This is a genomic window from Paraburkholderia sp. RCC_158 (assembly GCF_041355255.1).
Classification (GTDB): Bacteria; Pseudomonadota; Gammaproteobacteria; order Burkholderiales; family Burkholderiaceae; genus Paraburkholderia; species Paraburkholderia graminis.
In genome coordinates this window covers 457,435-469,744 of record NZ_JBFUPM010000002.1, presented here as the reverse complement: position 1 = coordinate 469,744, position 12,310 = coordinate 457,435, and the positions used below count along the sequence as shown (strand labels likewise).

Sequence of the window (12,310 nt, the reverse complement as noted above, 5' to 3'; positions counted from 1 at the left end):
CGCGGCTCACGCCGCTTTCAGGGTTTGGCGCTGCGTGGCCAGATGCATGATGCGCTCCTGCGTCGCTTCTTTCGCGCTGAGTTCGCCGGTAATGCGGCCCTCGCACATCACAACGATGCGGTCGCTCATGCGCAGAATCTCCGGCAGCTCCGACGAGATCATCACGATCGCCTTGCCCTCGTCCGCGAGCGAGCGCAGCAGTTTGTAGATCTCGCTTTTTGCGCCGACATCGATGCCGCGCGTGGGTTCGTCGAAGAACAGCACGTCGCAGTCGCGCTCCAGCCACTTGGCGATGACGATCTTCTGCTGGTTGCCGCCGGACAGGAGCCGCACTTCCTGACTCGCCGACGGCGTGCGGATTGCCAGCAGATTGATGAAATGACTCGCGCGGCGGCGCATCCGCGCGCGGCGCAAAAAGAAGTTGAGCGACAGGAAATTGCGCAGGTTCGACATGACGATGTTCGACTCGACGTCCATGCCCGTTGCAAGCCCGAAGCGCTTGCGGTCTTCGGAGAGATAGCCGATGCCGTGCGCGACCGCATCGCTTGGATTTTTAATCGACGCTTTCGCGCCCTTCACGAAGATTTCGCCGGACTCGACGGGGTCCGCGCCGAACACCGCGCGCGCGACCTCGGTGCGGCCCGCGCCCATCAAACCGGCAAAGCCGAGTATCTCGCCCTGGCGCAACGTGAAGCTCACATCGCGCACGAGCGGCCCGGCGTTCAGATGCCTGACTTCGAGCGCGGTCTCGCCTTGCGCCGCATCGCGCGCGGCGGGCGTTGCGTCGCTCAAGGTGCGTCCGACCATCATGCCGATGATCGCCTCGACGGTCGTGTTCGCGGCGTCGACGGTGGCGACATATTCGCCGTCGCGCAGCACGGTGACGCGGTCGGCGATCTGCTTCAGTTCGTCCATCTTGTGCGAGATGTAGACGATGCCGACGCCCCGCGCCTTCAGTTCGCGAATGATGCGAAACAGCTCGGCGATTTCGGCGTCGTTGAGCGCGGACGTGGGCTCGTCCATGATGAGCACGCGCGAGTCGAACGACAACGCCTTGGCGATCTCCACCATCTGCTGGCTCGCCACGGTCAGCTCGCCGACCATCGCGCGCGGATCGAGATTCACATGCATGCGCGACAGAATTTCGCGCGCCGCGATGTTGAGTTTGTCTTCGTCGAGAAAGAGGCCGAGCCGCCCGCGCGGCTCACGGCCGATGAAGATGTTCTGCGCGACCGTGAGGTGATTCATCAGTTGGAGTTCCTGATGAATGATGCCGACGCCCGCGGCTTGCGCGTCGCGCGGGCTCAGGAATTCGGCCGGCTCGCCGCCAACCAGGATTTCGCCGGAATCGCGCGTGTACACGCCGGCGAGGATTTTCATCAGCGTCGATTTGCCGGCGCCGTTCTCGCCCATCAGCGCGTGGACTTCGCCCGCCATCAGTTCGAACTGGACGTCGTGAAGCGCCCGCACGCCGGGAAAGCTCTTGCTGAGCTTTTTGACGGAAATCAGCGGGGTCATGGCGCGACGCCGACGACGGCTGCACGGCAAACGCTCGCCTCAACCCGGCAGGCGGAGCGCGAAAGCGCCGGACGGCGCGCGGTGGTTCGTCTTAAATCGCAACGAGAAGCCAGGCACATTGCTGGACCCCCAAACCGATGTGCGACGATTCTACGACGCGCGAAGGCAGCGGCTCAAGTGCAGGCATTCCCGGGTGTCTGGAGTGGTTACGGGGGTCGTTTGTGCAGAGTTTGGGATTTTTCAGACAAGCCTGCCTCCGCAAACACCGCTTCTACAGGTTTCGTTCGGTCGTGATCCCCTGCCGATCCGTTCCCTGATTGGTGCCGGGCCGGCAACGCCATGTGTCTCCATGCATGCCTACCGCAGCAGGCAGGGCCCGCCTATGATCGTGATGTGATTCAACGAGCGTAGCGCGTGCTCAGGGCAGGGAACCGTCCCTGATCTTTCCTCAACTGCATTCGAACCCGAATGGGGTGTCGAATGATCGATAAAGGACAGCAATCATGAAAATCGTCGTGATCGGAGGCACCGGCCTGATCGGCTCGAAGGCTGTCGCCATTCTGCGCGAGAACGGCCACGAGGTCGTCGCTGCGTCGCCCAGAAGCGGTATCAACAGCATCACCGGAGAGGGACTCAACGAAGCGCTGGCCGGCGCGCAGGTGGTGATCGATCTCGCCAATTCACCGTCGTTCGAAGACAAGGCCGTGCTGGAGTTCTTCGAGGTTTCCACCCGCAATCTTCTTGCGGCTGAGGCAGCGGCGGGCGTCCAGCATCATGTCGCGCTGTCCATCGTCGGAATCGAGCGGACGCCGGAGAACGGCTATTTCCGCGCCAAGGTCGCGCAGGAAAAGCTGATCGTGAAATCCGGCATCCCCTACACCGTGATCCGCTCGACGCAGTTCCTGGAGTTCCTCGGCGGCATCGCCGAGTCGGGTGCGGATGGAAACGTCATCAGGGTGTCGCCCGGCCTGTTTCAGCCCATCGCGGCTGACGACGTTGCCGCGATCGTGGCCGACGTGGCGCTTGCGGCGCCGCGCAACGGCATCGTCGAGATTGCCGGCCCGGAAAAAGCGCCGTTCAACGAAATCATCGCCCGCTATCTGAAGGCCGCCGGCGATCCGCGCGAGGTCGTGAGAGACCCGGAGGCCCGATACTTCGGCGGCCTGGTCGACGACCAGTCGCTGGTGCCGTTGGGCGACGCGCGCTTGGGCCGCATCGGCCTGGACGAATGGCTGCGTCACTCGCAGGCCGGAGCCTGAAACATTACTGGCGTGCGCGTCGAATCCTGCCCGGGCGGCTCTCGCCCGGGCGCACGCATTTCAGAGCCGCCTTCATCTAACGCCTACCTGGCGGCCAGTTCCGCGCTACGATTGGTCGCCTCGTCCCGACATACTCATTCACCATCATGCGTACCATCCAGATCCTGCTTCAAACGACCATCCTGCCCAGCAGCAACGACTGGTCGATTGCGCGATTCAGCCGCCTCGCGGAATTGCTGCGGACGTATCGAGATCCCGAAGGGCGCGTGGCCTTCAATGTCGTTGCTCGCGACCGCGAGCGGCTCGGGGAGCCGGACCCGATTCTTTCGCGTCTCGATGAGAGCGAGTTCGACGAGTTGTGGTTGTTTGCCGTCGACGAAGGCGACGGTCTAACCTCGGAAGATTGCGAGGGAATCACGCGATTCCGACGCGCGGGCCGCGGCCTGCTGGTCACGAGGGATCACATGGATGTGGGCAGTTCACTCTGCACGTTAGGCGGAGTGGGCAAGGCGCACCATTTTCACACGCGCAATCGGCACCCCGACCCATCGCGACATGTGGCCGACGACCCGTTCTCGACCCACATCTCGTGGCCCAATTTTCACTCGGGCAGAAACGGAGACTTCCAGGAAATCGCGATCGTGGGCCCCACGCATCCCGTATTAGCGGACCCCGATTCTCCCGGCGGCGCAATCCGGTTCCTGCCGGCACATCCGCATGAAGGCGCCGTCGAGGCTCCTGAGGACGAACCCGCCCGAGTGATCGCACGAGGCAAGAGCAAAGCAACGGGCAAGAGTTTCAATCTTGCAGTCGCATTCGAACCTTCGGTCCGCGGAGGTCCGGCAGTCGCGCAAAGTACCTTTCATCATTTTGCCGACTACAACTGGGATGCGCGACTCGGTTGCCCGAGCTTTGTGAGCGAGCCTCCTGGAAACACGATGCAGAGCGAGCCGCAAGCGTTGCGCGACGTTCACCGCTATTCGGTCAACGTCGCGCTGTGGCTGGCTGGTGCGCTGTGAATCTGAAGCGGTTTGCGCAGATTCGCACATTTGGACTATCGACGTATGACGAACGCGCTTACTTCTCCGGCACCAGAACAGGCGCGCCCTTGTCCTTCAGAAGAAGCACGATGAACTTCGCCGGTTGCGTCTGGCTCGCGTTGCGCCCGACGGTATGGACATCGTTCGGCCCTTCGTAGAAGGTCTGCCCAGGCGTAAGCGTGACTTCCTTGCCGCCCTTGACCTGCATCACAATCGATCCCTCCAGCACATAGACGAAGGCGTGCGCATGATGCCGATGAACGGGATCGACGGAACCCGGCGGATAGGTCACGGTGATCATCAGCGCTTCCTTGCCGGGATAATCGTCGAGCGCCTTTTCCATCAGCGGCGCCACGACGGCTTCGGGCGCCGCTGCACCGGCCACGCCGACAGGCGCAGCCGCGACGACGAGCATGGCGATTGCAGTGTTCTTTGGTGAAAACATGATGTGCCTCTCAAATAGCGCGCCCTGCCCATGCGCGACGAAGTTGGCAAGGAACGGAAGAAGTGGACGCTGCGGTGAACGCTTGCGCCTGGCGGATGCCGTGAGCGGCGATGAGCGCCACGAAGTCATCGTAGGCCGACGTGGCGTGGCGCGGTAGACCCGCGGATGGGATCACGGTGTTGTCCGGCTGGCACCAATCAGGCACAAGCAGGCGCCGGCAACACGGGAAACGTTTCGGCGGTTAGTGCGGTGCTCTGTGCGGTGGTTTGTGCGGAGTTTGTGATTTAGCCGCGCCAAACGAATAGCAGTTGGCACGGCGAACCGCTGTCACAAGAGTCCTATCGACCGCCCTCTGCGTCCTTGCGATGCAAAGACTTCGCCGGTATTAACGTCTGATCTGCGAATCTTCCACAATTCGCGATGAACTTCGACCCCGGCAATCATGCGGTTGCGGGTCATGTCTTCCAGCAGATCGACCATCAGATTCGCCGGAGACGGAACGGGGAACCAGCCATTATCGGATGCCTGAAATGCATCCTGAAACGACCAGTTCCAATCTTCAATGATGTAAAGACCGCCAGGGCGAACCAATGGGAAAAGCGTCTTGAACGACGTTTTCGTCTGCTCGTAAAAGTGCGAAGCGTCGTCTACCACCAGGTCCAGTTCACCGCCGAAATCTTCGTCGACGATTTGATGGAGTTTAGCTACGTCGTCTTGCGACGTCCCGTAGTAAAGCCTGGCGCGGCCGGCATTCTTCTCGACGTATTCATCGAGCGCGGGGATGGGAGTAGTCGATAACTCGAGAGCCGAGATCTTTTCGGGCTTTAAAAGCTGATCCAGAAAGACGAAGGAGCCGCCCTGATAAACGCCTAATTCAAGTACTTTTCGGCATTCTTCCGGACGAAGCGATGTGTAGTGCCCGAGGAAGTTTTTTGCCTTCATGAGAAGGAACTCATTTCCCTCGGACTTCAATTTGCTGCCACCGTGCTCATAATTCATGCGCAAGATGTAGCCACCCATCTCGAAGTCCGTGTCGCTCTTCCAATTCAGGTTATGCATGATCGATAAGTCTCTCTCGCGGATTCTCAATTAATGAATTAATCGCCTTCGCTGCAGATGAGCATCGCTTCGACCGCAGCGAAAACTCTACCACACAGGAAAGATTGTGTAAGGAGTATGGGCGAATCCGCCGCGAGGAGATGGGTGAAGTGCTGAAGTGGCGGCGGCGTCAATTGAATCGGAGACGCACGCGCCGAAAGCCCTGGTTCTCTGGTGCCGGGAACCGGACTCGAACCGGCAAGCCGTTAGGCGGCGGATTTTAAGTCCGCTATGTTTACCAATTTCATCATCCCGGCGAGGGAGGCAAAACCGCGTGGACGCGCATTCTACCATTGGCCGCCGGGCCAACCAACGGGCTAATCAATCGCGCTAGCCGCCACCTCACAAACCCTCCACTCCGCCGCCGCGCCGAAGTCATCCCCCGGTCACAAACGTTCCCGATAATCGGCACCGAAAACGTTTACATCGAACGGACACCACCGAGCGGAAACCATGACCCCGACGATCAAGGATGTCGCTGCGCACGCGGGCTTCTCCATCGCGACGGTCTCGCGCGCGATCAACGCGCCGCACACCGTGAACCCCGTCACGCTCGACAAGGTCCGGCAGTCCATCGACGCGCTGCGCTTCCGGCCCAACCCGCTCGGCCGTCAGTTGCGCGGCGAGCGCACGCGCCTGATCGGCGTGATCGTGCCGACGCTCGCGAATCCGGTGTTCGCCGAATGTCTGCAAGGCATCGACGAACTCGCGGCGACGCACGGCTACCGGCTCATGCTGATGACCACGCAATACGACGCCGACCGCGAACGCCGCGCAATCGAAACGCTGCGCGAACATCGCGTGGAAGGGTTGATCCTCACAGTCACCGACGCCGACACGCATCCGCTTCTCGACGAACTCGATCGCGACGGCCTCCTCTATGTGCTGATGCACAACGACACGGTGCGGCGTCCGTCGGTGTCCGTCGACAACCGTCTCGCCGCGTACGAAGGCGTGCGCATGCTGATCGCTCACGGCCATCGCCGCATCCTGATGCTCGCCGGCACGCTCGCCGCGTCGGACCGCGCGCGTCAACGTCACCTCGGCTATGCACAGGCGATGCAGCAAGCCGGCCTCATGCCCGCCCCCGCGCTCGAAGTCGACTTCAACGCGGACGAACTCGCGCCCTCGGTGCTCGCGCATCTGACGCACGGCGCGAATCGCCCGAGCGCGCTTTTCTGCAGCAACGATCTGCTCGCGATGGTCGTGATGCGCGGCCTGCGCCGCGCGCGTCTGCAGATTCCGCGCGATATGTCGATTCTCGGTTTCGACGGCCTCGCGATGGGCGAACTGCTGTCGCCGCCGCTCGCGAGCGTCTGCGCGCCGAACCGTGAGATCGGCTGCGCGGCGTGGCGCCGTTTGCTTGCGCGCGTCACGGGCAGCGACGAAGGCGTGGGCGATGCGCCGCTCGCGCTGACGCTTCCGCACAGTCTGCGCGAAGGCGCGACCATCGCCGCGATTTCGAACCGTGACGACACCGCCGCGCCGCAAACGAATGCGCGCTTTCATCTAGCGTCCTGAATAACAACTGCCTGAAAACAGGCGATCCAACCACCCGCCATCTTTTTTCGTGAGGATAACTACAGTGATCCGCTCTCCCCTTCGACTTGCATCGCCGCCAAGCTCGCTGATGCGCCGCCTCGCGCAGTCCACCGTATTCGCCGCCGGCGCCGGCGTGCTGGCAAGCGCCGCACTCGCCGCGCTTGCCATCATCGCGCCGCAAACAGCCCGCGCCGACGAAACCGCAATCTGCTACAACTGTCCGCCGGAATGGGCCGACTGGGCCAGCCAGATCAAGGCCATTCAGCAAAAGACCGGCATCCGCGTGCCGTTCGACAACAAGAACTCCGGCCAGTCGATTGCGCAGTTGATGGCCGAACAGAAAAGCCCCGTCGCAGACGTCGTGTATCTCGGCGTATCGTCGGCATTCCAGGCGAAGGACAAGGGCGTGGTCGAGCCGTACAAGCCCGCGCATTGGGACGACATTCCCGCGAACCTGAAAGACCCGCAAGGCTACTGGTTCACGATTCACTCGGGCACGCTCGGCTTCTTCGTCAACAAGGACGCGCTCGAAGGCAAGCCGGTGCCGCGCTCGTGGGCCGACCTGCTCAAGCCCCAGTACAAAGGCATGATCGGCTACCTCGATCCGTCGAGCGCGTTTGTCGGCTATGCGGGCGCGGTCGCGGTGAATCAGGCGCTCGGCGGCACACTCGATAACTTCGAGCCGGGCCTCGACTGGTTCCGCAAATTGAAGGCCAACGCGCCGATCGTGCCGAAGCAAACGGCCTACGCGCGCGTCATGTCCGGCGAAATTCCGATTCTGCTCGACTACGATTTCGACGCCTATCGCGCGAAATATAAAGACCATGCAAACGTCGAATTCGTGATTCCGAAAGAAGGCACGATCTCCGTGCCGTATGTGATGAGCCTCGTGAAGGGCGCGCCGCACGAAGCGAACGGCAAGAAGGTGCTGGATTTCGTACTCTCCGACGAAGGCCAGAAACTGTGGGCCGATGCGTATCTGCGTCCCGTGCGCGCGAATGCGATGAGCGCGCAAACCGCCGCGAAGTTCCTGCCGGCCAGCGACTATGCGCGCGCAAAACCGGTCGACTTCGGCAAGATGGCCGAGAAGCAGGCGAGCTTCGGCGAACGCTATTTGCAGGTGATGCATTGAACGACATCACGTTCCCGCTGCGCTGGCGCATCGCATTGCTTGCGCCGGCGCTCGCAATTTTCATCGCGTTCTGGCTGTTGCCGATGGGCGCGCTCGCGCAACTGAGCGGCGACGGCCACGCGTTCGCCACCTATCGCGCGATGCTGACGAATCCGCGCTACATGTCGAGCCTCGGCGCAACGGTCATGCTGTCGGCAGCGGTGACGGCGGCAACGCTGGTGCTTTCGGTGATCGCCGGTTTGCTGCTCGCGCGCCGCGAGTTCGCGTTCAAGCGCACGCTGCTCGCGTTACTGACGTTTCCGCTCGCGTTTCCCGGCGTCGTGGTCGGCTTCATGGTCATCATGCTCGCGGGACGGCAAGGGCTGATCGGCGCGCTCTCACTCAAACTCACCGGCGACCGCTGGGTGTTCGCGTACTCGATGAGCGGTCTCTTTCTCGGCTACCTGTACTTCTCGATTCCGCGTGTGATCGTCACGGTGATGGCCTCGGCGACGAAGCTCGATGCGTCGCTCGAGGAAGCCGCGCGTTCGCTCGGCGCATCGCCGTGGCGCATCACGCGCGATGTCGTGTTGCCCACGCTCTCGCCCGGTTTGATCGCGGCGGGCGCGGTGTGCTTCGCGACCGCGATGGGCGCATTCGGCACCGCCTTCACGCTCGCCACCGACATCGACGTATTGCCGATGACCATCTACACCGAGTTCACGCTCAACGCGAACATGATCACAGCGGCCGGACTTTCGATCGTGCTCGGCATCGTCACGTGGGCCGTGCTCGCATTGGCGCGCAGCGTGAGCGGTTCCGCTGTGGCGGCGAGCGCATGAGCGCCGTCGTCGAACATGACGCCGGCGAAAACGGCAAGCAGGACTTCTCCATGAATTCGATCACTGTTTCTTCAGAGGCTGCGGCCGGCAAAAAACCGCGCTCGCGACTGCGCTTGCCCGATAGCCGAGCATGGCTCGCGGCGGGCCAGTGGCTCGTCACGCTGCTGCTGTGCGCATTTTTGATCGTGCCGGTCGTGATGTCGATTCTCGCGGGTCTCACGGTGAATTACTTCAAGGGCATCTCAAGCGGCTTCACGCTGCGCTGGCTCGGCGAGGTGTGGACCCAGTATCACGGCTCGGTGTTTCTCTCGCTCGAAGTCGCGGCGGCCACGCTCTTCATTACGCTGTTGACCGGCGTGCCCGCGGGCTACGTGCTCGCGCGCAGCAAGACGCGGCTGTCGCGCGTCATCGAAGAGTTTCTTGTGCTGCCGATCGCGCTGCCTGGGCTTGCGTCCGCGCTGGCGCTGCTCGTCGTGTATGGCGGCTTCACGATGTTTCGCATGAGCGTTGCGTTTATCGTCGTCGGGCATGTGGTGTTCACGCTGCCGTTCATGGTGCGCGCGGTCGCGGCGGTGTGTGCGAGCAGCGATCTGCGCACGCTCGAGGAAGGCGCGGCGAGTCTCGGCGCGAGCTTCATCCAGCGGTTCTTGACCATCGTGCTGCCTAATGCGAGGCCGGGCATCGTCGCGGGCGCGCTCGCGGTGCTCACGCTTTCCATCGGCGAATTCAATCTGACGTGGATGCTGCACACGCCCGACACGAAGACATTGCCGGTCGGTCTCGCCGACACCTACGCGTCGTTGCGCATCGAAATCGGCAGCGCCTACACGATTCTCTTTTTCATCATGACGATGCCGCTGCTCGTCGCAATGCAATGGCTCGGCGTCGATGCGACCGGCCAACGCAGCGCGGCGAAAAAACGCGGCGCCGCTTCCGCTACGAAGTCCATCACGACGCCATGACACTCGCTTCTTTTCCCGCTTCTATTCCTATCACGCTGACGCAGTGCGCGAAAACGTTTCGCGGCACACGTGTGCTCGAACCGGTCGATCTGCGCATCGAAGCAGGCGAAACGCTCGTGCTGCTCGGCCCGTCCGGTTGCGGCAAGACGACCACGCTGCGCATGATCGCCGGACTCGAAACGCCCGACGCCGGAGGCCGCATCGCATTTGGCAACGACGACGTGACCGCGCTGCCTATCGAAAAACGCCAGGTGGGCATGGTGTTCCAGAGCTACGCGCTGTTTCCGAATCTGACGGTGCGCGGCAACATCGGCTATGGCCTGAAGATCAAACGCGTGCCTGCGGAAAACGCACGGCGACGCATCGACGAATTGCTCGCGATGATGCGTCTGACCGACCACGCCGATAAACCGATCGATCAACTGTCGGGCGGTCAGCGTCAGCGCGTCGCACTTGCTCGCGCGCTGGCCCTCGAGCCGCGCGTGCTGCTGCTCGACGAACCGCTTACCGCGCTCGACGCGCGCCTGCGCGACGCGTTACGCAGCGAGATGAACACGCTGCTGCGCGACCTCGGCATCACGACCGTGTATGTGACGCATGACCAGGCGGAGGCGATGGAACTCGGCGACCGCATCGTCGTGATGAGCGCGGGGCGTATCGAGCAGATCGGCACGCCGCGCGACATCTACTATCGGCCTGCGAATCGCGCGGTCGCGCAATTCGTCGGCACGATCAATCGCGTTGCCGGCGAGCGGCGCGGCGGCATGCTGACGACCATCGGCGGCGCAGTACCGCTGCCTTCGGCGCATCGGGATCTATCGGCGCAGTCGGACTCGGCGCACGAAATATTCTTCCGCCCCGAAGACGCATTCCTCGCCGATCCCGATCACGCGCAGTTGCGCGGCCTCATCGAAAGCAGTGCGTTTCTCGGTGAGCGCACGCGCTTGACGATTAGCGGCGCCGCGCCCGATGCGCTCTTCGTCGATGTCGCGGGCCGCGTCGAACTGGCGCGCGGCACGCCGGTCGGCATTTCGATCGGGCACGACGCGCTGATTGCGCTATCGTAACGAAGGCGCGCATTAAACCGCGCGCAACACAAAGGACTACCCATGCTGCTGGCTCAAGTTAGCGACCTGCATATCAAGCGGCCCGGCGCGCTCGCCTATCGCCGCGTCGATACGGCCGCGCACTTCGCGCGCTGCGTCGCCGCGCTGAACGCGTTGAACCCTCGTCCGGACGTCGTCGTCATGACCGGCGACCTCGTCGATCAGGGCGAACCGCAACAGTACGAGCACCTGAAAACGCTGCTCGCGCCGCTTCAAATCCCCTACTTTCTGCTCGTCGGCAATCACGACGACCGCGCCGCATTGCGCGCGGCGTTTCCCGATCGAGCGGAACTGCACGGCGGCGATGCGTTCGTGCAGTACGCGGCCGATGTCGGTCCGCTGCGGCTGATCGCACTCGATTCGATGGTGCCGGGTCAAAGCGCAGGTACGCTGTGCGACGCGCGGCTTTCGTGGCTCGCCGCGCAACTCGATGCGGCGAACGGCAAGCCGACGGTGGTCGCGCTGCATCATCCGCCGTTTGCGTGCGGCATCGGACATATGGATGCGCTGCGGCTCGATCCGCTTGCCGCCGACAAGCTCGCCGCATTGATCGCGCGTTATCCGAACGTGGAGCGCGTGATTTGCGGACACGTGCATCGCTCGATGTTCGTGCGTTTTGGCGGCACGATCGCTTCCGCGGTGCCGGCGCCCGCGCATCAGGTCGCGCTCGATCTTCGCGACGAGGCACCGTCGGCATTCATGATGGAGCCGCCCGCGTATGCGCTGCATCGCTACGATCCGGCGACGGGCATCGTCACGCATCACGCGTATGTCGATGCCGCCGACGGTCCGTATCCGTTTTATGAGCCGGAAGGCGCGTTGATCGACTGAACGCGTACTGTGTGTAAAGCTCAGCGGTTCACGAAGGTCTGACGCACGCGCCGCGACATGCGGAAATAAGGTATCCCCAGCGCGGCCGCGACGATCGCCTGCATCAGGCCATCAAACGGAATCGCGATGTCGATGCCGATTGCGTGCGTCATGTAATCGCTCAGCAGATACGCGCCGGTTCGCATCGCGAGAATCGCGCCGAGCCACGCCTGAACGTGCCGCGGCAAGCGCGCCGATCTGCGCCACGCGAGCAGCGCGAACCATCCGATGCCCGCGACCATGAACGCGCCGATCGCCACGTCCATGCCGACCATCGCGATCACCGCGCGATACCAGCCATGCGTCGCGGCGCGAACGAACACGGCGAGCAACTCCCATTCGAGCATCATTTCGAGCGGATCGCGCAACGCGATCGCGGTGACGAACGCCCACGCGGCAAGGCAGACTAGCGCGACCAGCAGACATCCGCCAATTCGCCGCGGCGCAAGCTCAGCTTGCGCGTGACGTCGGCTCGAACACACAGTGCGTTGTTTCATCGGATCGTGCGAGGTGGGCA

The 12,310-nt window shown here is 62.8% G+C and carries 12 protein-coding genes and 1 tRNA gene; 8 read left to right on the top strand and 5 right to left on the bottom strand.

The genetic code is table 11. From position 1 onward, the window contains the following. Positions 1 to 6: 6 nt before the first annotated feature. Positions 7 to 1,518, bottom strand: a complete 1,512-nt coding sequence (locus AB6809_RS06510; protein ID WP_371026108.1) for a sugar ABC transporter ATP-binding protein — start codon at positions 1,516 to 1,518, stop codon at positions 7 to 9. A gap of 503 nt (positions 1,519 to 2,021) precedes the next feature. Between AB6809_RS06510 and AB6809_RS06505 the strand changes: the two genes are divergently transcribed. Then, positions 2,022 to 2,777: an SDR family oxidoreductase gene (locus AB6809_RS06505; protein WP_371026107.1), complete on the top strand. Its 756-nt coding sequence runs from the start codon at positions 2,022 to 2,024 to the stop codon at positions 2,775 to 2,777. Positions 2,778 to 2,923: 146 nt separating this feature from the next. After that, positions 2,924 to 3,796, top strand: coding sequence for a hypothetical protein (locus tag AB6809_RS06500; protein ID WP_029967551.1), 873 nt, complete (start codon positions 2,924 to 2,926; stop codon positions 3,794 to 3,796). 58 nt (positions 3,797 to 3,854) lie between these two features. Here the strand turns inward: AB6809_RS06500 and AB6809_RS06495 are convergent, their stop codons facing one another. From AB6809_RS06495 to AB6809_RS06485, 3 genes are all read right to left on the bottom strand, one after another. Then, positions 3,855 to 4,262 carry a cupin domain-containing protein gene (locus AB6809_RS06495; RefSeq protein ID WP_371026106.1) on the bottom strand — a complete coding sequence of 136 codons (408 nt, stop codon included), beginning with the start codon at positions 4,260 to 4,262 and terminating at the stop codon, positions 3,855 to 3,857. Between the two features lie 327 nt (positions 4,263 to 4,589). Next, positions 4,590 to 5,282, bottom strand: coding sequence for a class I SAM-dependent methyltransferase (locus AB6809_RS06490; RefSeq protein WP_244230938.1), 693 nt, complete (start codon positions 5,280 to 5,282; stop codon positions 4,590 to 4,592). Between the two features lie 250 nt (positions 5,283 to 5,532). Continuing rightward, positions 5,533 to 5,617 (bottom strand) — tRNA-Leu (locus AB6809_RS06485). Between the two features lie 196 nt (positions 5,618 to 5,813). Between AB6809_RS06485 and AB6809_RS06480 the strand changes: the two genes are divergently transcribed. From AB6809_RS06480 to AB6809_RS06455, 6 genes are all read left to right on the top strand, one after another. Continuing rightward, on the top strand, positions 5,814 to 6,881 hold the full coding sequence (locus AB6809_RS06480; protein ID WP_371026105.1) for a LacI family DNA-binding transcriptional regulator: 1,068 nt from the start codon (positions 5,814 to 5,816) through the stop codon (positions 6,879 to 6,881). Between the two features lie 109 nt (positions 6,882 to 6,990). Beyond that, positions 6,991 to 8,034 carry an ABC transporter substrate-binding protein gene (locus AB6809_RS06475; protein ID WP_371026163.1) on the top strand — a complete coding sequence of 348 codons (1,044 nt, stop codon included), beginning with the start codon at positions 6,991 to 6,993 and terminating at the stop codon, positions 8,032 to 8,034. Continuing rightward, positions 8,031 to 8,855: an ABC transporter permease gene (locus tag AB6809_RS06470; RefSeq protein ID WP_371026104.1), complete on the top strand. Its 825-nt coding sequence runs from the start codon at positions 8,031 to 8,033 to the stop codon at positions 8,853 to 8,855. Before AB6809_RS06475 ends, AB6809_RS06470 begins: the two co-directional genes overlap by 4 nt. A 50-nt stretch (positions 8,856 to 8,905) precedes the next feature. Then, on the top strand, positions 8,906 to 9,817 hold the full coding sequence (locus AB6809_RS06465; RefSeq protein ID WP_371026162.1) for an ABC transporter permease: 912 nt from the start codon (positions 8,906 to 8,908) through the stop codon (positions 9,815 to 9,817). Further along, the gene (locus AB6809_RS06460; protein WP_371026103.1) at positions 9,814 to 10,884 is read left to right on the top strand and encodes an ABC transporter ATP-binding protein; all 1,071 of its coding nucleotides are present in this window, start codon (positions 9,814 to 9,816) and stop codon (positions 10,882 to 10,884) included. Before AB6809_RS06465 ends, AB6809_RS06460 begins: the two co-directional genes overlap by 4 nt. Positions 10,885 to 10,926: 42 nt before the next feature. After that, positions 10,927 to 11,754, top strand: coding sequence for a phosphodiesterase (locus AB6809_RS06455; protein WP_371026102.1), 828 nt, complete (start codon positions 10,927 to 10,929; stop codon positions 11,752 to 11,754). 20 nt (positions 11,755 to 11,774) lie between these two features. On the opposite strand, the gene AB6809_RS06450 is transcribed toward AB6809_RS06455, so the two are convergent. Then, a complete protein-coding gene (locus tag AB6809_RS06450; protein WP_371026101.1) occupies positions 11,775 to 12,290 on the bottom strand; it encodes a DUF2569 domain-containing protein in 516 nt (171 codons plus the stop codon). Between the last annotated feature and the right edge of the window lie 20 nt (positions 12,291 to 12,310).

Excerpts from the sequence above, each read along its gene's own strand:
- AB6809_RS06490 (WP_244230938.1), bottom strand. The coding sequence starts at position 5,282 with ATGGGTGGCTACATCTTGCGCATGAATTATGAGCACGGTGGCAGCAAA.
- AB6809_RS06460 (WP_371026103.1), top strand. The coding sequence starts at position 9,814 with ATGACACTCGCTTCTTTTCCCGCTTCTATTCCTATCACGCTGACGCAG.
- AB6809_RS06505 (WP_371026107.1), top strand. The coding sequence starts at position 2,022 with ATGAAAATCGTCGTGATCGGAGGCACCGGCCTGATCGGCTCGAAGGCT.
- AB6809_RS06475 (WP_371026163.1), top strand. The coding sequence starts at position 6,991 with ATGCGCCGCCTCGCGCAGTCCACCGTATTCGCCGCCGGCGCCGGCGTG.
- AB6809_RS06510 (WP_371026108.1), bottom strand. The coding sequence starts at position 1,518 with ATGACCCCGCTGATTTCCGTCAAAAAGCTCAGCAAGAGCTTTCCCGGC.
- AB6809_RS06480 (WP_371026105.1), top strand. The coding sequence starts at position 5,814 with ATGACCCCGACGATCAAGGATGTCGCTGCGCACGCGGGCTTCTCCATC.
- AB6809_RS06495 (WP_371026106.1), bottom strand. The coding sequence starts at position 4,262 with ATGTTTTCACCAAAGAACACTGCAATCGCCATGCTCGTCGTCGCGGCT.
- AB6809_RS06455 (WP_371026102.1), top strand. The coding sequence starts at position 10,927 with ATGCTGCTGGCTCAAGTTAGCGACCTGCATATCAAGCGGCCCGGCGCG.
- AB6809_RS06465 (WP_371026162.1), top strand. The coding sequence starts at position 8,906 with ATGAATTCGATCACTGTTTCTTCAGAGGCTGCGGCCGGCAAAAAACCG.
- AB6809_RS06500 (WP_029967551.1), top strand. The coding sequence starts at position 2,924 with ATGCGTACCATCCAGATCCTGCTTCAAACGACCATCCTGCCCAGCAGC.
- AB6809_RS06450 (WP_371026101.1), bottom strand. The coding sequence starts at position 12,290 with ATGAAACAACGCACTGTGTGTTCGAGCCGACGTCACGCGCAAGCTGAG.